The sequence below is a fragment of the Streptococcus symci genome, from assembly GCF_006385165.1.
GTDB classification, from domain to species: Bacteria; Bacillota; Bacilli; order Lactobacillales; family Streptococcaceae; genus Streptococcus; species Streptococcus symci.
This window is the reverse complement of sequence record NZ_VFJA01000001.1, coordinates 569330-589273: the sequence shown is the minus strand read 5'-3', so window position 1 is coordinate 589273 and position 19944 is coordinate 569330. Positions and strand designations below refer to the sequence as shown.

At 39.3% G+C, this 19944-nt stretch carries 22 protein-coding genes and 3 riboswitches; of the genes, 6 read left to right on the top strand and 16 right to left on the bottom strand.

Annotated features, from left to right (window positions below):
- Positions 1 to 3: 3 nt before the first annotated feature.
- The gene (locus tag FJN11_RS02775; RefSeq protein WP_140224002.1) at positions 4 to 375 is read right to left on the bottom strand and encodes a cupredoxin domain-containing protein; all 372 of its coding nucleotides are present in this window, start codon (positions 373 to 375) and stop codon (positions 4 to 6) included.
- A gap of 10 nt (positions 376 to 385) precedes the next feature.
- Positions 386 to 781 carry a CopY/TcrY family copper transport repressor gene (locus FJN11_RS02770; RefSeq protein ID WP_140224001.1) on the bottom strand — a complete coding sequence of 132 codons (396 nt, stop codon included), beginning with the start codon at positions 779 to 781 and terminating at the stop codon, positions 386 to 388.
- Positions 782 to 964: 183 nt separating this feature from the next.
- Positions 965 to 1062, top strand: a riboswitch (TPP riboswitch).
- A gap of 83 nt (positions 1063 to 1145) precedes the next feature.
- On the opposite strand from FJN11_RS02770, the gene thiD reads away from it, so the two are divergent.
- Complete coding sequence (gene thiD, locus FJN11_RS02765) at positions 1146 to 1937, top strand: bifunctional hydroxymethylpyrimidine kinase/phosphomethylpyrimidine kinase (RefSeq protein ID WP_115904848.1); 792 nt, start codon at positions 1146 to 1148, stop codon at positions 1935 to 1937.
- Between the two features lie 159 nt (positions 1938 to 2096).
- Here the strand turns inward: thiD and thiE (FJN11_RS02760) are convergent, their stop codons facing one another.
- From thiE (FJN11_RS02760) to lctO, 11 genes are all read right to left on the bottom strand, one after another.
- Positions 2097 to 2729 carry a thiamine phosphate synthase gene (thiE, locus tag FJN11_RS02760; RefSeq protein ID WP_049551514.1) on the bottom strand — a complete coding sequence of 211 codons (633 nt, stop codon included), beginning with the start codon at positions 2727 to 2729 and terminating at the stop codon, positions 2097 to 2099.
- Entirely contained in the window at positions 2722 to 3525 is an 804-nt protein-coding gene (thiM, locus tag FJN11_RS02755; RefSeq protein ID WP_140224000.1) for a hydroxyethylthiazole kinase, read from the bottom strand. Before thiM (FJN11_RS02755) ends, thiE (FJN11_RS02760) begins: the two co-directional genes overlap by 8 nt.
- A complete protein-coding gene (gene thiW, locus FJN11_RS02750) occupies positions 3525 to 4049 on the bottom strand; it encodes an energy coupling factor transporter S component ThiW (RefSeq protein ID WP_140223999.1) in 525 nt (174 codons plus the stop codon). The genes thiM (FJN11_RS02755) and thiW overlap by 1 nt, the downstream gene beginning before the upstream one ends.
- A 4-nt stretch (positions 4050 to 4053) precedes the next feature.
- The gene (tenA, locus tag FJN11_RS02745) at positions 4054 to 4746 is read right to left on the bottom strand and encodes a thiaminase II (protein WP_140223998.1); all 693 of its coding nucleotides are present in this window, start codon (positions 4744 to 4746) and stop codon (positions 4054 to 4056) included.
- A 10-nt stretch (positions 4747 to 4756) separates the two neighbouring features.
- Positions 4757 to 5407, bottom strand: coding sequence for an energy-coupling factor transporter transmembrane component T (locus FJN11_RS02740; RefSeq protein ID WP_140223997.1), 651 nt, complete (start codon positions 5405 to 5407; stop codon positions 4757 to 4759).
- A 1-nt stretch (position 5408) separates the two neighbouring features.
- The gene (locus FJN11_RS02735) at positions 5409 to 6794 is read right to left on the bottom strand and encodes an ATP-binding cassette domain-containing protein (RefSeq protein ID WP_140223996.1); all 1386 of its coding nucleotides are present in this window, start codon (positions 6792 to 6794) and stop codon (positions 5409 to 5411) included.
- Complete coding sequence (locus FJN11_RS02730) at positions 6795 to 7355, bottom strand: ECF transporter S component (protein ID WP_120769949.1); 561 nt, start codon at positions 7353 to 7355, stop codon at positions 6795 to 6797.
- A 156-nt stretch (positions 7356 to 7511) separates the two neighbouring features.
- A riboswitch (TPP riboswitch) is annotated at positions 7512 to 7600 on the bottom strand.
- A 116-nt stretch (positions 7601 to 7716) separates the two neighbouring features.
- Positions 7717 to 8346 (bottom strand): thiamine phosphate synthase, encoded by a 630-nt coding sequence (gene thiE, locus FJN11_RS02725; protein WP_140223995.1) that lies wholly within the window; start codon positions 8344 to 8346, stop codon positions 7717 to 7719.
- Position 8347: 1 nt separating this feature from the next.
- Positions 8348 to 9130 (bottom strand): hydroxyethylthiazole kinase, encoded by a 783-nt coding sequence (gene thiM, locus FJN11_RS02720; protein WP_181146381.1) that lies wholly within the window; start codon positions 9128 to 9130, stop codon positions 8348 to 8350.
- Between the two features lie 128 nt (positions 9131 to 9258).
- Positions 9259 to 9927, bottom strand: coding sequence for a TenA family protein (locus FJN11_RS02715; protein WP_140223993.1), 669 nt, complete (start codon positions 9925 to 9927; stop codon positions 9259 to 9261).
- Positions 9928 to 10141: 214 nt separating this feature from the next.
- Positions 10142 to 10230, bottom strand: a riboswitch (TPP riboswitch).
- 148 nt (positions 10231 to 10378) lie between these two features.
- Complete coding sequence (lctO, locus tag FJN11_RS02710) at positions 10379 to 11515, bottom strand: L-lactate oxidase (protein ID WP_140223992.1); 1137 nt, start codon at positions 11513 to 11515, stop codon at positions 10379 to 10381.
- A gap of 215 nt (positions 11516 to 11730) precedes the next feature.
- On the opposite strand from lctO, the gene FJN11_RS02705 reads away from it, so the two are divergent.
- The 4 genes from FJN11_RS02705 to FJN11_RS02690 are packed head-to-tail and all read left to right on the top strand — an operon-like array spanning position 11731 to position 14685.
- Positions 11731 to 12411: an amino acid ABC transporter permease gene (locus tag FJN11_RS02705; RefSeq protein ID WP_140224197.1), complete on the top strand. Its 681-nt coding sequence runs from the start codon at positions 11731 to 11733 to the stop codon at positions 12409 to 12411.
- A complete protein-coding gene (locus FJN11_RS02700) occupies positions 12371 to 13048 on the top strand; it encodes an amino acid ABC transporter permease (RefSeq protein ID WP_120769945.1) in 678 nt (225 codons plus the stop codon). The genes FJN11_RS02705 and FJN11_RS02700 overlap by 41 nt, the downstream gene beginning before the upstream one ends.
- Complete coding sequence (locus FJN11_RS02695; RefSeq protein WP_000005009.1) at positions 13049 to 13807, top strand: amino acid ABC transporter ATP-binding protein; 759 nt, start codon at positions 13049 to 13051, stop codon at positions 13805 to 13807.
- Positions 13808 to 13818: 11 nt separating this feature from the next.
- Positions 13819 to 14685: a cysteine ABC transporter substrate-binding protein gene (locus tag FJN11_RS02690; protein ID WP_120769944.1), complete on the top strand. Its 867-nt coding sequence runs from the start codon at positions 13819 to 13821 to the stop codon at positions 14683 to 14685.
- A 68-nt stretch (positions 14686 to 14753) separates the two neighbouring features.
- Here FJN11_RS02690 and FJN11_RS02685 read toward each other — a convergent pair whose 3' ends face one another.
- Genes FJN11_RS02685 through FJN11_RS02675 form a run of 3 tightly spaced genes read right to left on the bottom strand, consistent with a single transcriptional unit; the run spans position 14754 to position 19587 of the window.
- Positions 14754 to 18179: a G5 domain-containing protein gene (locus tag FJN11_RS02685; RefSeq protein ID WP_140223991.1), complete on the bottom strand. Its 3426-nt coding sequence runs from the start codon at positions 18177 to 18179 to the stop codon at positions 14754 to 14756.
- A 46-nt stretch (positions 18180 to 18225) separates the two neighbouring features.
- Positions 18226 to 18657 carry a hypothetical protein gene (locus FJN11_RS02680; protein WP_049552085.1) on the bottom strand — a complete coding sequence of 144 codons (432 nt, stop codon included), beginning with the start codon at positions 18655 to 18657 and terminating at the stop codon, positions 18226 to 18228.
- Between the two features lie 18 nt (positions 18658 to 18675).
- Positions 18676 to 19587 carry a hypothetical protein gene (locus FJN11_RS02675; RefSeq protein WP_049552084.1) on the bottom strand — a complete coding sequence of 304 codons (912 nt, stop codon included), beginning with the start codon at positions 19585 to 19587 and terminating at the stop codon, positions 18676 to 18678.
- Positions 19588 to 19683: 96 nt separating this feature from the next.
- On the opposite strand from FJN11_RS02675, the gene FJN11_RS02670 reads away from it, so the two are divergent.
- Complete coding sequence (locus FJN11_RS02670; protein ID WP_239665260.1) at positions 19684 to 19920, top strand: helix-turn-helix domain-containing protein; 237 nt, start codon at positions 19684 to 19686, stop codon at positions 19918 to 19920.
- Positions 19921 to 19944 lie beyond the last annotated feature (24 nt).

Sequence of the window (19944 nt, the reverse complement as noted above, 5' to 3'; positions counted from 1 at the left end):
CTCCTATTCTACAATTATCTTACCGTGCATCATATTCATGCCACAAGAGAAACCATACTCTCCAGCCTGCTCAGGCGTGATTTCCACTACATACTCTTCACCCATTGGCAGGTCCGCATGTACACCAAAATCTGGAAAAACAATTTGGTCCAAACAGGGTGAAGGATCCTTGCGGTCAAAGACAATGCGGGCTGGCACTGATTTCTTGAGGATAATCAACTCAGGCGTATAGCCCCCCATGACTTCCACTCGAATCTCTTGGTAGCCCTTTTTTTGCTGGGCCTTTTGTCCAGATTTTTCAGGCTTTTTGAAAAACCAAAACAAGATAAAGGCGATAAGGGCAATACAAACAATGGTTACAATACTATTTAACATGACGTCTCCTTTACATACAATTACATCTTACTTCTGTTACAGCACTTGATTTCTTCTCTGAAATCACAGCTTCCAAGTCTGCCAAGTCAGCCTGAGTAAAATCACATTCAGCAATCAAATCAGCCAACAAGTTCTTAATCCTACGAGAACAAACCTTGTCCTTGATATCTTGGACAAGTAAATCCCGACTTTGGTCCAAAGTTAAAAGGGCTGAATAGATAAAGGACTTACCTTCTTTTTTCCTTGTCAGACACTCTTTCTCAACCAAACGAGCCAAAAGAGTTTGAATGGTTGACTTGGACCAGTCGAACCGCTCCGCTAGAACCCTGATTAAATCCGTACTAGTCTGCTCTCCTTGCATCCAAATAATCTTCATGACCTGCCATTCTGCATCTGAAATCTGCATTAGCACACCTCCAAAATCTACATTTGTCAATTACAATTATCAGTATACTCTTAAAATCTACAATTGTCAATTATAAAATCAATCTTTTCTTTGAAAAATTGAATTTTAACAATTTGATAAAGGATTTTCAGTCAAATCTTACTATATAAACTATAAAAATATGCTATACTAAAGAAAAAAGAAAACAACCACTAGGGGTGCGTAAAGCTGAGATTAACGACTGTTAGACCCTTTGACTCAATCTAGGTAATGCTAGCTGATGGAAGTGGAAATGATAATGGGGACTAGCAGTCTTCTATTGCCTTCCTGAAACAGACTAGCTTGTTCTTAAGAATACAAACTTCAGTTGGTTGGGAGGTTTTAGATGACTTATTTACCCGTTGCTTTGACCATTGCAGGGACTGACCCTAGTGGTGGGGCTGGCATTATGGCAGATTTAAAGTCATTCCAAGCTAGAGATGTCTATGGAATGGCCGTTGTGACCAGTCTTGTCGCTCAAAATACCAGAGGTGTTCAATTAATCGAGCACGTTTCTCCTCAAATGTTGAAAGCCCAATTGGACAGTGTCTTTTCGGATATTCCACCTCAGGCTGTAAAAACTGGAATGTTGGCAACTACTGAAATCATGGAAATCATCCAGCCCTATCTTAAAAAGCTGGATTGTCCCTATGTCCTTGACCCTGTTATGGTCGCAACAAGCGGTGATACCCTGATTGATACCAGTGCCAGAACTTACCTAAAAACAAACCTACTTCCCCTTGCAAGTATTATCACACCGAATCTTCCTGAGGCAGAAGAGATTGTTGGCTTTTCAATCCATGATCCTGAAGACATGCAGCGTGCCGGTCGCCTGATTTTAAAAGAATTTGGTCCTCAGTCTGTGGTAATCAAAGGTGGGCATCTCGAAGGCGGTGCCAAGGATTTCCTCTTTACCAAGGATGACCAATTTGTCTGGGAAAGCCCAAGAATTCAAACCTGTCACACCCATGGTACTGGATGTACCTTTGCTGCAGTGATTACGGCTGAACTAGCCAAGGGGAAAACCCTCTATCAAGCAGTCGATAAGGCCAAGGCCTTTATCACAAAAGCCATTCAAGACGCTCCTCAACTCGGTCATGGTTCTGGCCCAGTCAACCATACAAGCTTTAAAGATTAAAAAAACTCTCTAGTTCCCACTTTAAGGGAATTAGAGAGTTTTTATAGTCTTCTAAAATCTCTTCAAACTACGTCAACTTTATCTGCAACCTCAAAGCAGTGCTTTGAGCAACCTGCGGCTAGCTTCCTAGTTTGCTCTTTGATTTTCATTGAGTATTAATTAGAAAATAATGTCATCTAACTTTGTCAAAAAGGCTTGCGTTTTTGCCTCTATATCTTCTGCCTGCATCAAATCACGCACTACAGCTACACCAGCTATGCCAGTGCCCATAAGTTGGTCAATGTTCTCCGAAGTTAAACCTCCGATAGCAACTACTGGAATGGCGACCCTTTGACAAATTGTTTTCAAGGTTGAAATCAGGGTGATAGGCGCATTTTCCTTAGTGGTAGTTGGGAAAATGGCTCCTGTCCCCAAGTAATCTGCTCCCCCTTCTTCTGCTTCAAGGGCTCTTTTTACTGTTTTAGCTGTGACACCGAGGATTTTTTCAGGACCTAGGACTTTGCGGGCAACCGAAACGGGTAATTCATCGTCGCCAATATGCAGACCAGCAGCATCAACTGCAAGACAGACATCCAAACGATCATCGATGATCAGGGGTACCTGATAGGCATCTGTTATTTCCTTGACTTGTTTTGCCAGTTGATAATATTGATTGGTTGTAAGATTTTTTTCTCGTAATTGGACTATGGTAACCCCTGAACGGCAAGCCTTCTCAACCTTTTCAAGAAAGCTTTCCACGGAATCTTGGTAACGATTGGTTACCAAATACAGTCTAAGCGCCTCTCTATTCATAAACATCTCCTTTGATAGCATCTAGCCAGTTTTCATCTCTTCTGAGGAGCGAAAGCTGATTGAGCACTTGGTAACGAAAATCTTCCAATCCCATTCCTTGAACAACTATTTTCTCAGCAGCGATATTGAGATAAGAGACTGCTAAGCAAGAAGCTTCAAAGGCAGTTTTTCCTTGGCTGAGAAAAACAGCTGTTAAAGCTCCAACCAAGTCTCCTGTCCCTGTTATCCAGTCTAATTCTACACAGCCATTTCCCAATACAGCAACCTGATTCTTTGAAACGATGAGGTCCTTGGGGCCAGTAACTAAGAATGACATACCAGGATAAAGCTGACACCAGTCTTTCAAGACTTGAAGCAAATCATCAGTTTCTTGATCTTTAGCACTCGCATCGACCCCAACTCCGTGGTGTTTTAAGCCAACAAGACTTCGGATTTCTGACATGTTTCCTTTAAGGACCGTAGGTCTATAGTCTAAAAGGTCTTTAACTAAACTCTTGCGAATGGATGAAGCTGTTACGCCAACCGCATCTACTACCATTGGGAGAGAAACTTGAGTGGCATAAGAAGCTACCATACGGATTGCTTTTTCCTTCTCAGCTGAGAAGTGCCCCAAATTGATGAAGAGTGCCTGGCTTTGCTTAGTAAAATCAAGAACCTCACGGGGATCATCTGCCATGACAGGTTTACATCCCAGAGCCAAAATCCCATTTGCCAGCATTTCACAAGAAATTTCATTGGTAATACAGTGAATGAGGGAAGTCGTTCCCAGAGGAAAAGGATTTGTCAATGCCTGCATCAGTCTATCCTTTCACCAAAGAAATATCCCTGCACTTTTTTAAAGAATTCCTGCTTGATTAAAAATCGAAAGGCAATAAAGGAAATCGCTGTACCAATCAAGGTTGCTCCGAAAAATCGAGGAGTGTAGATAAACCAGCTAAGCTTAGCAGCTGATCCTGTAAAGAGTACCATAACAGGATAGGAAACAATAGAACCAATAATACCTGTTCCCAAAATCTCTCCTAGAGCGGAATAATGAAATTTTCGACCATACTTATAAAAGAGACCTGCTAGAAGGGCTCCAAAAGTCGCTCCTGTGAGAGCTAAAGGCGGAATCCCTTGAGTCGTCATACGGATAAAGGCTGTCACTGTAGCCATAGCCAAAGCATAAACAGGTCCCATCATGATTCCTGCTAGAATATTGACTACACTGGACATCGGTGCCATTCCCTCAATCCGAAAGATAGGTGTAAGGACTACATCAAGGGCAATCATCATAGATAAAATGGTTAATTTGTGAACTTGCAATTGGTTCTTTCTCATATTTCTATTCTTCTCCTTTTTCTAAAGAGTGTAAATCACTCTTCCATGTCTGGTGTTGGTAGGCCATTTCCCAAAACTTGGCTTCCATGTGAACACTAATGTGGAAGGCATCTAGCATTTTTTTCCTGTCTGTATCGTCACTTTCTCGATAGAGTTGATTAACCAGCGCTCCCTCCTCTCTGATCTGTTGCTCTAACTCATCCGTAATATAAGTTTCAATCCATTGTTGGTAGAGAGGATTTGGTGATGGTTTAAGATTAAGTGATTTGCCAATATCATGATATAGCCAAGGACAAGGCAGCAAACTTGCAAAGGCAATGGCTAGATTTGCTTCTTCAAATTGCCGATAAATGTGAGAGATATAATGATAGCAGGTTGGAGCGATTGGATGTTGCTCCATTTCCTGATCGCTGATTTCCAATTCCTTGAAAAATTGTTGGCGGATAAATAACTCACCCTCCACTAGACTCTGAGCATTTTGTTTCAAGAGTCTCTTCATCTCTTGGTTGGAAGTCTTTTCAGCCAAGAGGTGATAGGCTTCTGAAAAAGCCTTCAGATAGTAGGCATCCTGAATTAAGTAATAGCGGAAAATTGCAGGTTCTAAATTCCCCTCTTGCAACTGTAAAACAAAGGGATGATGAAAGGATGCCTGCCAAGCTTCCTTGGATAATTCCATCGCAATATCTGTAAATTCCATAATAACTCCTTTATAAAAATAGACTGGTTTGAAGTAATAAAAAGAACAGCAGGTAGATGAATATTGTCCTTTGAGGAATATAAAAAGTCCGATAGCGATTCTCCACCTGTGCATGTTCGTCATATCCATGCGCCGACAGGGCTCTCAGGTAAAGATGGCGCCACCTAAAGACTGTCATCAGAACCTTGCTATAAATCAAGGGCGACCAAAAATGTAGTTCTTGACCGCGTAATAAGCACGCTTCCTTGAGGGACTTGATTTCTTGCTGAATAAGGGGGAAGGAATTGAATACCACAATCAAGGCATAAGCCCAAGACCGTGATAACCCCTTTTGAGCCAAGTACAAAAGAAGCTCTTTTAGGGAAATAGAGGAAACAAAGACAAGACCAATACAAACGGTCACAAAGGCCCTCGTTCCAAGCATCACTGCCTGCGAAGCATCTCCGTGTAACTGAACTGCCCAGTAGTTGGCCAAAGATGGCAAAATGGCGAGCAGAATCATCCAAGCCAATACTTTAAATCGCCGGTAATAGAACATAAAGAGAATGCAAAATGCGACTACTGAAAGATTCAGAGCAATCGAAGGAATGAAAGATGTTTCCAAGGATAAAATCAGCAAGAAGAGACTGATAATCGGTGTCTGGGTTGCTACTTTTATCATACTATCTTACCTCCCCTTGAATATTGCTACTCTGAGATGTGAGTGGTTTGGTAATTGTCACTTCTTTCACATGACTGAGACCCTGACTAGTCATCTCAATCCAATAATCAACCACAGAGATCAAGGGATCTAAACGATGGCTAATGATCAGAAAACTTCTTCCTTGATTTCTCTCCTCCACAATCCACTGACAAAAATAATGGCAGGCTCTATCATCCAAACCAGCAAAAGGTTCATCTAGCAAGATCACAGAGGCCTTACTAGTCAAGATGGTCAAGAGCTGAAGAATCTTTTGCTGGCCACCACTTAATTGATAGGGACTCTTATCAAGAGCCTGCTCCAGATCAAAATATTGTAAAGCTTGGAAAATTCGCTGATTTCTTTCAGAATCAGGTCCATCTAATTGAAGCTCCTCTCGCAGACTGACTCTGATAAACTGTTTCTCAGCTTCCTGAACAACACCCGTCAGGTCACGATACAAACTCTTTTTCTTTTTCAGGACTGTCCCCTTCCAGGTAATGCGCCCCTTATACTTTTGAAATTGAAGAATAGACCGAAAGAGGGTTGATTTCCCGACACCATTGTCACCCAAGATACAGGAAATTCCCTGGTAAAATGTAAAATTCACAATCGAAAAGAGGGAACGCTTATCCAGCTCACAAGACGTTCGATCCATATGGAACAGTTCCGGGCTAGAAGCAACCTCCTTTGAAGCAACCTGTGTCATCTCAGAGGTAGGGATTTGAAACACTTCCCTTAGTTGTCCATCTCTTAGCTCCACCATATGGTCGATATAGGCTTCATAATCAGATAAATCATGGTCGCACAGGATGACTGCCTTCCCATTAGAGGCTAACTCTTTTAGAATCTCCAATATCTCGATTCTGCTCTTGCGGTCAATGGAAGCGAAGGGCTCATCCAAGAGATAGACCCTAGGATTCATAGCAAAGAGAACAGCCAGTGCAGCCTTTTGCTTTTCCCCACCTGATAAGTGATGAATTGGACGGTGCAAAATCGCCTTGCAGCGACATTGCTGGACAACCTCTGCTATTTTAGAATCAATTTCCTGAACGGGATGCCCAATATTTTCCAAGGTAAAAATCAGCTCCTCAAACAAGTTCTCCATGGTAAATTGATGATTGGGATTTTGAAGAAGAATACCAACCGTCTGGACACGTTCGATGATAGAAAGCTGACTGACCTCGCTCCCATTTATCAGGACTTGACCCCTATAGGGAAGAGAACTGACTTGGGCAATCATTTGAAAGAGACTGGATTTTCCTGAACCACTGCTCCCAACTAACAAGGTAAAGGCTTGCGCATGAAAAGTAAAATCAAGCGGCTCAGAGAAGATTGGGGACTGAATCGCTCGTAGTTCCAGCCCCATCTATGCCTTGCCCCCAGCTACAAACTGATGATAAAGTTTGACAATGGCACGAACCAAGATAGTACAGAAGAAAAAGACGGAAATAAAACGTACTACAAGCAAGGAAAGAACAAAAGGAAGTGAAAAGGCGTAGTAACCTAACTTAATGTATTCATAGACAAAGCTAACAAGCGTAATCCCAATACTATTAGCAGTTAGAGAGAGCCAACTTTCATAGCGATTCTTGGTTACGATAAAACCAAGTTCACTTCCCAAACCTTGAACCAAGCCAGACAAAAGGGCACCTAGACCGAATTGGCTACCATAAAGGACTTCAGCAAGCGCAGCTAGCACTTCACCAATCGTTGCGCTTCCCACTCTTGGAACAAAGATTGCAGCAATAGGCGCAGCCATACACCAGAGACCAAAGAGGATTTCATTGGCAAAGGCCTGTAAACCAAGAGGTGCTAAAATCAGAGTGAGGATATCAAACAGGTAGCCAGATCCTACAAAAACGCCACCAAAAAAGATAGACAAGAAAGCAAGTAAGATAACATCTTTTAATTGCCATTTTTTCAACATAAAAAACTCCTTTTTTTAAAGAAAAGTGGGGTATTCAAGGTGAGCTACCTAAATGCTTTGTATCATCTTCATCCAGTTTCGTAAAAGAAAAAACTCTAATTACAGATAGGAATTAGAGTTCAGCTTACAAGATTAGATGGTTAGTTTCTATAAATACAAAACCATTTCACATTTCCCTTCGCCAGTCTTAACTGTATCAGGTTCAATGGGTATCATCTCAGCCTAAAGCACCCCAAATGTCTTTATTATTTAATTATATAAATATTATAACAAACGATTTATTCTAGTTCAAGAAATTGAACTGGGAAATACAGACTTGCACTCACAAAGACAGCAGATCTTTCTTTGGTTAGATCCATACCTATTGTTCACTCATTTCTCGAACAGTTTTTTCTATATTTTTTGCATATGATATTGCTGAAATTATTGAAACGCCGTCAACATTGGTCTTCATAATGTCTTTAATATGTTTCGTCTGTATCCCACCAATTGCAACTAAGGGCAGTTGTGGCAATAGTTTTCTCATCAATTTAAGACCTTCATAACCTATAGCACCACCAGCATCGTCCTTTGACTGGGTATCAAATACAGGACCAACACCAACATAATCTACATATTCAACTTTTGATTGTTGAAATTCGTCCTCGTTTTTTATAGAAAGACCAATTATTTTATCTGGCATCAATTTTCTAATTTCATCAACTCCAAGGTCATCCTGCCCTACATGTACGCCATCAGCGTCTATTTCTAATGCTAACTCAATATCATCATTAACAATAAACGGAACATTGTATTTTTTACAAAGATCCTGTAGTTTTATTGCTAATTCGACTTTTTCTTTACCTTCCAGGGCTCCCTCACCTTTTTCACGGAATTGAAATAAGGTTATACCACCTTTTAAGGCTTCCTCAACGACCTTATAAAGATCTTTTCCTTGGCAAGTGGTCGTTCCACAAATAAAATATAGTTTTAGTAATTCTTTTTGAAACATCTTACTTCACTCTTTTGAATTTCTTTACATCTTCATCTGTAATCTCGTATAAGGCATTTATAAATTCAACTTTAAATGTTCCAGGAAAATGCCCATTTGGACGTTTTTCTGCCATTTCTCCAGCTATATTGTAAACCAACATTGCTGTTTCTAATGATTTCAATTCTTGACCTTTTTCAAGTCCGATAAAGCTTGCTACTACAGCGCCTAATAAGCATCCTGTCCCAATAACTTTTGGCATCATGGCACTACCATTATGAATCGTCACCACTTCTCCATTTACCGCAATAGCATCCACTTCACCAGTTACTACTATTGGAATATTGAACTTCTTATTTGCTGCTAGAGCAATTTCATCAATATTATCTACGCCCGCACTATCTACTCCTTTAGATGCCACATTTATTCCTACTAAAGAGGCAATCTCGCCAGCATTTCCTCTAATCGCTGCTAGTTTATAATTGTTGATTAGATCATCTGCTACTTTTTTTCTATATTCTCCTGCTCCGCAGGCTACAGGATCTAAAACTGCTGGGACATTATATTTCTCTGCAATTTTCAAAGCAGCTTGATATAATTTCCAATTTTCATCTGTCAATGTTCCTATGTTTATTAATAAACCACCAGCATACTTTAACAAATCCTCTAAATCTGCAGGAAACTCACTCATAGCTGGTGATGCACCCAGTGCTACTAATCCATTTGCTGTGAAATTTTTTACTACATCATTGGTGATGCAAATGACCAAAGGTGCTTTTTCTTTTAATAATTTTAAACTTGTCATATTGAAATCCTTTCTTTTCACTTTATACGATCTACTGATTTCGATTTATCTCTATCTTTCGTTAAGAAATTTTTTTATTTACATTGAATGATTTACCTCATCAAATTTGTAAATATAACGAGCCTTCTCTAGGCATCATAACCAATATCAAAAAAAGCTAATTCTAAAGCGACTGCTTGGTTCCAGCGTTGCTGAAGTTCTGTCAAATCTTCTCGACTTTTCCCGACACGATTGAGTTCGTCAACCAGAAATTGAACCCACTCTGCAAAGAAAGGACCTCTGTGGAGATTGATCCATTCCGAATGAATATAGGCTTCAGGTAGAGCCAAATCTTTAGAACCCCAGTCTAAATAGAGACCTTCTGCAATGACCAGCATGACCAAAAGATGAGCATAGTCTGATGAAGCCACTGCCGAATACATAAGATCCTGAAAGGCTTTTGTTACAGGGTGCAAGGTCGCTTCCAGATAGTCATTCTCAGATACTTTTAACTCCTTGAAAGCCTTTTGGAAATAACCATCTTCGTCTGCTTCAAGAAAGCCTAGTTGCTTGGCAAAACGAAGCTTGGATTCAAGCTGGTCTGCGTGGGCTACGCAAGCACCCAGCATGGATAAGAAGGCATCAAAGAAGTGATAATCTTGAATTAGGTAGTCTCTTAAGACCTTATTCTCAATTGTCCCCGCAAAAAGTTCCTTAACAAAACGATGATTGATTGCAGCCTGCCAATCATCTTGACTGCTTTTTAATAATTCTCCAACAGTCAAACCTGTCTCAAATGCATAGTCTTGTGTTTCCATATTTATTTTTCCTCTCTTTACTCGTTCGTAATCAACAAAACATCAAGAAAATCCTAGTTTTACTTGACCTTTTTAAAGAAAATCAAGGGCGTTCAAGAAGAGCTACCTAAATGCTTTGTATCACCTTCATCCAGTTTATATAAATAAAAAAACTCCAATTACAATCAAGAATTAGAGTTGACTTACAAGATTAGATTGTTCATTTCGCCATACGAAAAAACGTTTCACATTTCCCTTCGCCAGTCTTAACTGTATCAGGTTCAATGGGTATCATCTCAGCCTAAAGCACCCCAAATGTCTTTATTATTTAATTACTGCACCAGTATAGCAAAAAATGAAAGCCCTAGCAAGATATTTGACTGAAAAATATATTTATATAGTTTTCAATGGTGATTTATTCTTCCTATACACTAAGAAAAACCTCCACATTCAGTGGAGGCAATCTCTTTTATCAATACAATTTTAAGTCACGTGGGTCAACTGGGAAGGTTGGGTTGTATGGGTTGTGACGAAGTTTGAAATGTTTAACATCTTCAATAGTCTGAGTTCCAGATAACTGCATGACTGTCTTCAATTCTGCATTCAAGTGTTCAAAGACTTGACGCACACCAACACTACCGCCGAGAGCCAAGCCATAGATAACCGGGCGACCAATAGCTACCAAGTCTGCTCCTGAAGCCAAGGCTTTAAAGACGTGTTGACCACGACGAATACCTGAGTCAAAGACAATTGGTACGCGTTTGTCAACTGCTTCTGCTACTTCTTGAAGTGAGTCAAAAGCAGCTGGTCCACCGTCAATTTGGCGACCACCGTGGTTGGTTACCCAGATACCAGAGGCACCTGCAGCAAGCGAACGTTCAACGTCCTCACGGCATTGTGGTCCCTTGACATAAACAGGAAGTCCAGAGTATTCAGCGATAAATTCTACATCACGTGGAGACAAACGTTGTTTAGCTGATTTGTAAACAAAGTCCATTGATTTACCAGCACCTTCTGGTAGATATTCTTCAACAATCGGCATGCCAACTGGGAAGACAAAACCATTGCGCTTGTCCACCTCACGATTGCCTCCTACAGTCGCATCTGCTGTCAAGACAATCGCTTTATAACCTTCAGCCTTCACACGGTCCATGATGTGGCGGTTAATACCGTCATCCTTACTAAAGTAAAATTGGAACCAGTGAGGTGTCCCTTGAAGGGCTTCCGTAATTTCAGGAAGGTCTACAGTAGAGTAAGAGCTAGTTGTATAAAGAGAACCGAACTCATGCACACCACGCGCAGTAGCTACTTCACCCTGTTCGTTTGCTAATTTATGGGCCGCAACAGGCGCCATAATGATTGGTGAAGACAATTTTTCACCTGCAAATTCAATCTCTGTACTTGGATTTTCTACATTGCAAAGCGTATGCGGAACGATGAGTTTGTGGTTAAAGGCACGAATATTCTCACGCAGAGTGAAAGTATCTTCCGCCCCACTAGCGATATAGCCAAATGCTGCTTTAGGGATAACTTGTTGCGCCATTGGCTCCAAATCATAGGTATTGATGAAATCTACATAACCTTCTGCATTGCTTGTTTTGTATGACATAAAATGCCCTCCTTAATAAGTAAGCGTTTACTTTGTATATTACAAAAATATCTTAACTCTTTTTTCAAAACTTTTCAAATATTTTGTTTGGAAATTTCAGAAAGATTCTGTCTATGATAAAAAATCCTTATAACGGCAATAAAAAATACATATTATCCAAAGGAACTTTTAAGTGCTACAATAACTATATTATTTCTAGATGGGAGGTTCTATTTTTGGATTGGTCCATTGTTGAACAATATCTACCACTATATCAAAAGGCATTCTTTCTAACCTTGCATATTGCAGTTTGGGGAATTCTGGGATCCTTTCTGCTCGGTTTAATCGTTAGTATCATCCGACATTATCGAATTCCTGTTTTGGCGCAAATAGCGACAGCCTACATTGAATTGTCACGCAACACGCCCCTTTTGATTCAACTCTTCTTTCTCTACTTCGGACTTCCCCGAATAGGGATTGTCCTATCTTCAGAAGTCTGTGCTACTCTGGGACTGGTCTTTTTAGGAGGCTCCTATATGGCAGAATCTTTCCGAAGTGGGCTGGAAGCCGTCAGTCAAACCCAGCAGGAGATTGGATTAGCAATCGGTCTGACGCCTGTACAGGTCTTTCGCTATGTGGTTCTTCCGCAAGCAACAGCTGTGGCACTCCCCTCCTTTAGTGCCAATGTCATTTTCCTCATCAAGGAAACCTCTGTTTTCTCAGCAGTAGCTTTGGCCGACCTCATGTACGTTGCCAAGGACTTGATTGGACTATATTATGAGACAGACATTGCGCTAGCTATGTTGGTAGTTGCTTATCTTATCATGTTGCTACCCATCTCTCTGCTCTTTAGTTGGATAGAAAGGAGGCTCCGCCATGCAGGATTCGGGAATCCAAGTACTCTTCCAGGGAAATAATCTCCTGAGAATCTTACAGGGATTAGGTGTCACAATTGGCATTTCTTTCCTGTCTGTCCTCTTATCCATGATGTTCGGAACAGTCATGGGAATCATCATGACCTCCCATTCTAGAATCATACGATTTTTAACACGATTGTATCTGGAATTTATCCGTATTATGCCCCAACTAGTGCTGCTCTTCATCGTTTATTTCGGCTTGGCTCGAAACTTTAATATCAATATCTCAGGTGAGACTTCAGCTATTATCGTTTTTACCCTCTGGGGAACAGCTGAAATGGGGGACTTGGTCCGTGGAGCCATCACTTCCCTCCCTAAGCATCAGTTTGAAAGTGGACAGGCGCTAGGTTTGACCAATGTTCAACTTTACTACCACATCATCATCCCACAGGTTTTGAGAAGATTACTTCCACAAGCCATCAATCTTGTCACTCGGATGATCAAAACCACTTCCTTGGTTGTTTTGATTGGGGTTGTTGAGGTTACCAAGGTTGGACAACAAATCATTGATAGCAATCGCCTGACCATCCCAACCGCTTCCTTCTGGATTTATGGAACCATTCTGGTCTTATATTTCGCAGTTTGCTTTCCTATTTCCAAACTATCCACTCACTTAGAAAAACATTGGAGGAACTAAATGTCTGAAACTATCTTAGAAATCAAGGAACTAAAAAAATCCTTCGGAGACAATCCCATCCTCCAAGGACTTTCTCTAGAAATCAAAAAAGGGGAAGTTGTCGTCATTCTAGGACCTTCTGGTTGTGGGAAAAGTACCCTGCTTCGTTGCCTCAATGGCTTAGAAAGTATTCAAGGAGGAGATATCCTGCTGGATGGTCAGTCTATCGTTGAAAATAAAAAAGACTTTCACCTAGTTCGCCAAAAGATTGGCATGGTCTTTCAAAGCTATGAACTCTTTCCCCATCTGGATGTCCTACAGAACCTCATCCTAGGTCCTATCAAGGCTCAGGGAAGAGACAAGAAGGAAGTAACGGAAGAAGCTTTGCAACTACTTGAACGTGTCGGTTTGCTAGATAAACAACATAGCTTTGCTCGTCAATTGTCTGGTGGACAGAAGCAACGGGTTGCAATTGTCCGTGCCCTACTCATGCATCCAGAAATTATCCTCTTTGACGAAGTGACGGCTTCACTGGACCCAGAAATGGTGCGTGAAGTTCTGGAACTGATCAATGATTTGGCCCAAGAAGGGCGCACCATGATTTTAGTAACTCACGAAATGCAGTTTGCCCAAGCCATTGCCGATCGGATTATCTTCCTCGACCAAGGGAAAATCGCTGAAGAAGGAACGGCTCAAGCCTTCTTTACCAATCCTCAAACCAAACGAGCCCAGGAATTTTTAAATGTCTTTGACTTTAGCCAATTTGGCTCATATCTATAAAGGAGATTTTTATGAAACTACTCAAACCACTCTTAACTGTTTTAGCACTTGCCTTTGCCCTTATCTTTGTCACAGCTTGTAGCTCAGGTGGAAACGCAGGTTCATCGTCTGGTAAAACCACTGCCAAGGCTCGCACAATCGATGAAATCAAAAAAAGCGGTGAGCTACGAATCGCCGTATTTGGAGACAAGAAACCGTTTGGTTACGTTGACAATGATGGTTCTTACCAAGGTTACGATATTGAGCTTGGGAACCAACTGGCACAAGACCTTGGTGTCAAGGTTAAATACGTTTCCGTCGATGCTGCTAACCGTGCTGAATACTTGATTTCAAACAAGGTAGATATTACTCTTGCCAACTTTACGGTAACTGACGAACGCAAGAAACAAGTTGATTTTGCCCTTCCTTACATGAAAGTTTCACTTGGTGTCGTATCGCCTAAGACTGGTCTCATTACAGATGTCAAACAATTAGAAGGTAAAACCTTGATTGTTACAAAAGGAACGACTGCTGAGACTTATTTTGAAAAGAATCATCCAGAAATCAAGCTCCAAAAATACGATCAATACAGTGACTCTTACCAAGCCCTTCTTGACGGACGTGGAGATGCCTTCTCTACTGACAATACTGAAGTCCTAGCTTGGGCGCTTGAAAATAAAGGATTTGAAGTCGGTATTACTTCCCTCGGTGATCCAGATACCATCGCAGCAGCAGTTCAAAAAGGAAACCAAGAATTGCTAGACTTCATCAATAAAGATATTGAAAAATTAGGCAAAGAAAACTTCTTCCATAAGGCCTATGAAAAAACACTTCACCCAACCTACGGTGACGCTGCTAAAGCAGATGACCTAGTTGTTGAAGGTGGAAAAGTCGACTAAGTTTTAAAAAGAAAAACGGACAAGACTAGAATTCTGATAATCAGAATCTTATCTTGTTCGTTTTTTATCTAGTCCATCATAGATGCAATCTCCATTATTGCAACAACGTTTGTTGGATTATCAGAAGTCAATGAATGATTTGCGAACCCAAGAGCAACACGGAATTGTACATTCTTGTTTGCTGGGCTATAACCATCTCCCATCATCATAGCTGCATAGTGACCTTTAGAGTGTTTCCATACAGTATAGAAGTAGTGAGCTAACGCTTTTTCATTTGTAAGACTTACAATATCCCAAACAGTTGTTGTTTCTGCTGTATTTTCAGTCATTGCATTTGTTTGTTTGTAGAATTCTGGATCATAAGCAGTTGACCAACGAGAACCATCAGGCCGTTTATGCTTACCTTCCTCCTTACCTTGGTAACGCAATGAACCGTGATCTGCCATTTCATTAGCACGAATATTGGCAACTCGAGTTAGTTCGCTATCATCTGCTGCGATGGTTGCAGGAGTCAAACCTTTACGAGTGCGTTCTTCATTAAGAAGCTCCATGAAGTGTTCATTAAGTTTACGATTATCTACAATTTGTTCAAGCTTATCAAGTTCTGCTTGAGAAAGGCGTGATACTTTCCAAACTGAGATAAGTCCCATGTCTCGAGGAAGTTCATCTCCGTCATCTGTTTCATCAACAGCTACACGGTCTTTATCAGCTTGAGAAAGATTGTCATGTAGATACTTAGCGCTACGGTGATCTTCATTGTTTGGATCCAAACCGTTTTCACCTAGACTCTTAATGTCTTTCCATGTACCATCAATGTCATAGTTATCATCAGTTGTTGGAACTACAACATCTGTTGGATCAGCGATACGTTTTTTCTTAGTACCATTATAGGTAATTGTGTCAACTGCATCCTTAGTTTCAACTAGCTCACGACTTTTAACAGTTCGTTCACCAGTTTTATTGTTTACTGAAATAATTTTGCGGTAACGCTTGAATCCGTCACGACCATTTTCAGTACGAGTTTCACCTTCGAAAAGGATAGAATCATTTTCAGTACGAGAACCATGAGAAATTGTTTCAGTTTCTTCTTCAGTAACTTCAGACATCAATTTCTTAGTTCCATAATGAACAACTTTTTGTTTTGCTGGAACAGTGTTAATCAGTTCACGACTTACTTCCGTACGGTTTTGATTTTCATCATTGATGTACTTAACTTTATAAGTTTCCTTACCATTTACCGCATCTTCAACTCGCTCATCACCTTCAAAAAGTTCAGGATCAGCAACTCGTTTTTCACCTTCAGCAGTAATAACTTTGTCTTCATTAGCATAAGTGTAACGTTCTTTAGTTCCAACTTCGACTACTTCATCCACTGCTGGAACAGTTTCAGTATTGATTAGCTCACTCTTAACAAGTTTGCCATCTTCATAGTAGTCTTTGTAGTTTTCGATGATTTCACCGTTTTTACCTTTAGTTTTAACAACTCGTTGATCGTTGAAAAGTTTATCGCTTTTAACTTCAAGAGTATTGAAGTTTTCTCCAGCTTTGCGCTCAACTCGAGTTTTATTTTCTGTTAAAACTTTATGAGTTCCAACTCGAACAACCTCTTTAACCGGTTTTACTTCATCACTTTTAACCACAGATGAACGACCATTTCCGTAAACAATTGTAGTTTCAGTATAAGAACCTTTTTGACCCTTAGTTTCTACTACACGTTTTCCTTCATTTAATGTCTCATCTTTAACTTCTTCAGTTTCGTAATTTACTTCAACTGTTCGAGAAGTGCGACTTGTTTCCAAGTTTTCACCAGTTCCAATTTCTACAATTTCATCAACTGCTGGAACTTCATTTTCTCGTTTTTCATCACGAGAAACTTCCGTACCATCTGGAGTAGTGACAACAGTAGTTACAAGTTCATAAGAACCATCCTTACCGGCTTGAATGACTTTTTTCTCACCTTTAGGAAGGTCTGGATTTGTGTTGCTAGTAACTTTATGTTCTACTTTATGAGTTTCACGAGTTACAGTTTCAATGTTTTTCTTAGCAACTTTTGTTCCAACATGGACAACTCTGTTTTTAGCTTCTTTTTGAGTAGAAGAAACAAGAGTTCGACCAGTTTCCACACCATCTTCAAGTGTTACAGTGTAGACTTCTAGTTTCTCACCGTTTTTGCCGGATTCAACTTCTTTTTCTACTCCAGCATCTAAGTTTTCATCTGGAACGTATTCTGTACCTGGAAGAATAGGAGTACGAACCATTTCTTCTTTTGTAGTACGAACCACTTCCTTAGAAGTTTTGGTACCAACATGGATAACTTTATCAACTGCAGGAGTTGTTTGAGTTCCTGTTGCTGTACGGCTGACTTCTACACCATTTTCAATGGTAATTGTATAAGTTGTTTCTGTTTTACCTGCAACACCTTCTTGAACAACTTTAGTTTCCCCGACATTAAGGTTTGCATCTGGGACATGCTGTACCCCAGGTTCAATAACAGAAGTTTCTACTTCAGTTCGAGTAGTAATTGTTTTCTTAACTTCAGGCTGAGATGGAACAGCAGGTTGGGCTTCAACAGCAGGCTTACCATTTTCTGCTGGTTTAGCTGGAACTTCTGGTTTACCCGGAACAGCAGGTTTAACAACTTCTTCTTTAGTTGTTTCTCCAACTACAGTAGTAGTTTTACCAGTTTCAACTTGTCCTTTGTCTCCAGGCAAGTTTGCTTGATTGTTTTCAACCTTATCTTTTTTCTCGTCTAAAGTTTTTTCTTCTTTAGTTGGTTTACCAGTTGTTTGATCTTTATTTTCTGTAACAGTAGGAGTTGCTGGTTTAACCTCAACTTCTTTTTTCTCTTCCTTTTTATCTAAGACCTTATCTTTTTCTGGTTTAGCTTCAGGTAATTTTTCTTGAACTTCAGGAGTTCCTTTTTCGCTAACTACCAATTCTTGAAGTTGAGGTTGAACTGCTGGGATGCCTTTATCATCTTTAACTTCAAATGATGGGTTGATGTTTACTTCAACTTTTTCAGTTAAGTTACCAGATTTTTCCAATATTTTATTATCTTTATTAGCTACTTCTAATCTAGAAACTTGCTCAACTGCGTCTTCACCCTCAGTTCTTACCTGTGACTTAAGCTTTTCCTCTACCTTCGTTATTTCTGATAATTTCTCATATGATTTATCGAGAGATTTAATCGAATCTTCAGAACCAACTTTTTTAGTAGCTACAAATGCTTTAGCCAATTCCTCTTTGGCATCTACTTTAGGTAGAAAACTCTTCTCTGTTTCTTTAATAGTATCAGTTGTTGTGTATTCTTTTTCTTTTGAAGAAGAGTCTGAAACGGTAACACTTTCACATTGTCCTTGATTTTGACTCGATTGATTTTGCAACACAACTGTTCCAGCTGAAATTCCTAAAAGCACTACAATTGCTGCTGAGATTACCCAACCTCTTCTACCTTTTTTCAAAGTCTTTTTTTCATTAGTATTTTGTCTATCCATCTTTATTTTCCTGACTTTTCACTGATTATATTTTTACATACTTACACTATCTAATATATTTTTTAGAAAAACGATAATTTCTAACAGTACCTATAATGCCTCCTAGGCTACATGTAAATAAAATCAAAATAAAAATGGAAAAGCTATCGCCGATTACTTTAATACTATATAGATAATTAAAAATTAAAAATAAAGGTAGCGAAATCGGCAGTATAGTACAGCTCACAGCAGCTCGTCTCATTTCTTTGGTCTCTCCACTCATAAACCAAGTCAAAGGTAAAAATCTCATCCAGTTTAGATATTCTTTCTGTTGAACTTTTTCTTCAAACAAATGAGTAAATAAAGTATAAAACGGCAATGCGACATAGTAAGTTGCTTTGACTAAAAAGTACATTACAGTTATAAAAATGGCAAAACCCCACCACATATCTCTAACTGTTTTATCAATATCACTTTCATATTTCGGTTTTCCAAACATCTTATTTCTCCTAATCTATTATTTCATTAAATTTGTAAATGTATTAATTGTTGTCATTTTGTTATTGTAATCAACTTTTCTTTGTAATTCTTGAAACTGATAATTTAATTGCTCTGTCCTCATCATGTCTTCATACATATTTTGCGCTTGTCCTAGGTCATAGGCTCTACCTTGATCAATTACATTAACCATATAAGCAAAAGCATCAAAATGAATATCTAACCCTGCTTGTTGCCTTGCATAAACAAATGGAATACTATTCAATTTCTCCATACAATAGTTTATAGCTTGAGCAACTTCATCCTTATGTTTTTTTACTTGATCTGCTATTGGTTTTTCATGCTTCACTCGTTGATAAGCAAAATAAATTGGAGACCATAGCAGAACCCATGCTCCCACCCAAAGGGAGTATTCAAAAGGTTTACTTAAGATTCCTAAACCAGAACTAGAAAATTCACCAAGTCTATCTATATAGGCAACTAAGAACAATGAACCTAAAATTCTGAAAATCCATCCCAAAACACTTAATTTCGGGTTGATAAGAGAAACATGTTTTCCATCTACTATATAAAAATACTTAGTCAGATCTTCTACTCTTTTAGACCAGATAGCAGCTTCAACTATTAAGTTTCTACTACGTTTAGGCTCTTCTATTGTCGAAAGATACTCTTGTAAAACAGTCTGGTATGATTGCGGATTAACGATAGGATAATATTCATATTTTTTGCCTTCTGCAGTAATGACATCAAGTGAATGGTATACCCCATTATCAAAAACTTCAGACCAATGTTTATTTGGTAACCGCCCTTTTACATAAGCTTCCCAAATAGTCCATTCATCAAACAAATCTGACTTAGATTCATCCGGAATAATTCCTAAAAAATAATCTAACTCATTCTCCTCTTGAGAAATAATATCACTCTTATTCATTTATAACTCTCCTTTCCTAGTTATTTTATCATATTGTGGATATATACACAATATGAAGTCAGATACTTTTTTCTTATAATTAAATAAAAGGAGTTGATGACGATAATCAGTTTTAACCCACTCTGGGCTACAATGAAGAAAAAAGAAGTTTCTCAATACAAGTTATTAAAATCCGGAGTTGATAATAAAACTCTTGACAGCTTAAAGAAAAATAAAAACATAACTTTACTAACTTTAGAAAAGCTATGTCGGATTTTAGATTGTCTTCCAAATGATATCGTTGAATTTATCGAAGAAACTCCCGATTCTAATATTCGTAACACATTTACCTAGTTCTAATATTTATTCTTATGTCAT

Bases quoted from the DNA above. Each gene is read 5' to 3' on its own strand.
- FJN11_RS02775 (WP_140224002.1), bottom strand. From the start codon at position 375: ATGTTAAATAGTATTGTAACCATTGTTTGTATTGCCCTTATCGCCTTT.
- FJN11_RS02770 (WP_140224001.1), bottom strand. From the start codon at position 781: ATGCAGATTTCAGATGCAGAATGGCAGGTCATGAAGATTATTTGGATG.
- thiD (WP_115904848.1), top strand. From the start codon at position 1,146: ATGACTTATTTACCCGTTGCTTTGACCATTGCAGGGACTGACCCTAGT.
- thiE (WP_049551514.1), bottom strand. From the start codon at position 2,729: ATGAATAGAGAGGCGCTTAGACTGTATTTGGTAACCAATCGTTACCAA.
- thiM (WP_140224000.1), bottom strand. From the start codon at position 3,525: ATGCAGGCATTGACAAATCCTTTTCCTCTGGGAACGACTTCCCTCATT.
- thiW (WP_140223999.1), bottom strand. From the start codon at position 4,049: ATGAGAAAGAACCAATTGCAAGTTCACAAATTAACCATTTTATCTATG.
- tenA (WP_140223998.1), bottom strand. From the start codon at position 4,746: ATGGAATTTACAGATATTGCGATGGAATTATCCAAGGAAGCTTGGCAG.
- FJN11_RS02740 (WP_140223997.1), bottom strand. From the start codon at position 5,407: ATGATAAAAGTAGCAACCCAGACACCGATTATCAGTCTCTTCTTGCTG.
- FJN11_RS02735 (WP_140223996.1), bottom strand. From the start codon at position 6,794: ATGGGGCTGGAACTACGAGCGATTCAGTCCCCAATCTTCTCTGAGCCG.
- FJN11_RS02730 (WP_120769949.1), bottom strand. From the start codon at position 7,355: ATGTTGAAAAAATGGCAATTAAAAGATGTTATCTTACTTGCTTTCTTG.
- thiE (WP_140223995.1), bottom strand. From the start codon at position 8,346: ATGTTTCAAAAAGAATTACTAAAACTATATTTTATTTGTGGAACGACC.
- thiM (WP_181146381.1), bottom strand. From the start codon at position 9,130: ATGACAAGTTTAAAATTATTAAAAGAAAAAGCACCTTTGGTCATTTGC.
- FJN11_RS02715 (WP_140223993.1), bottom strand. From the start codon at position 9,927: ATGGAAACACAAGACTATGCATTTGAGACAGGTTTGACTGTTGGAGAA.
- lctO (WP_140223992.1), bottom strand. From the start codon at position 11,515: ATGTCATACAAAACAAGCAATGCAGAAGGTTATGTAGATTTCATCAAT.
- FJN11_RS02700 (WP_120769945.1), top strand. From the start codon at position 12,371: ATGCAGGATTCGGGAATCCAAGTACTCTTCCAGGGAAATAATCTCCTG.
- FJN11_RS02695 (WP_000005009.1), top strand. From the start codon at position 13,049: ATGTCTGAAACTATCTTAGAAATCAAGGAACTAAAAAAATCCTTCGGA.
- FJN11_RS02690 (WP_120769944.1), top strand. From the start codon at position 13,819: ATGAAACTACTCAAACCACTCTTAACTGTTTTAGCACTTGCCTTTGCC.
- FJN11_RS02685 (WP_140223991.1), bottom strand. From the start codon at position 18,179: ATGGATAGACAAAATACTAATGAAAAAAAGACTTTGAAAAAAGGTAGA.
- FJN11_RS02680 (WP_049552085.1), bottom strand. From the start codon at position 18,657: ATGTTTGGAAAACCGAAATATGAAAGTGATATTGATAAAACAGTTAGA.
- FJN11_RS02675 (WP_049552084.1), bottom strand. From the start codon at position 19,587: ATGAATAAGAGTGATATTATTTCTCAAGAGGAGAATGAGTTAGATTAT.
- FJN11_RS02670 (WP_239665260.1), top strand. From the start codon at position 19,684: ATGACGATAATCAGTTTTAACCCACTCTGGGCTACAATGAAGAAAAAA.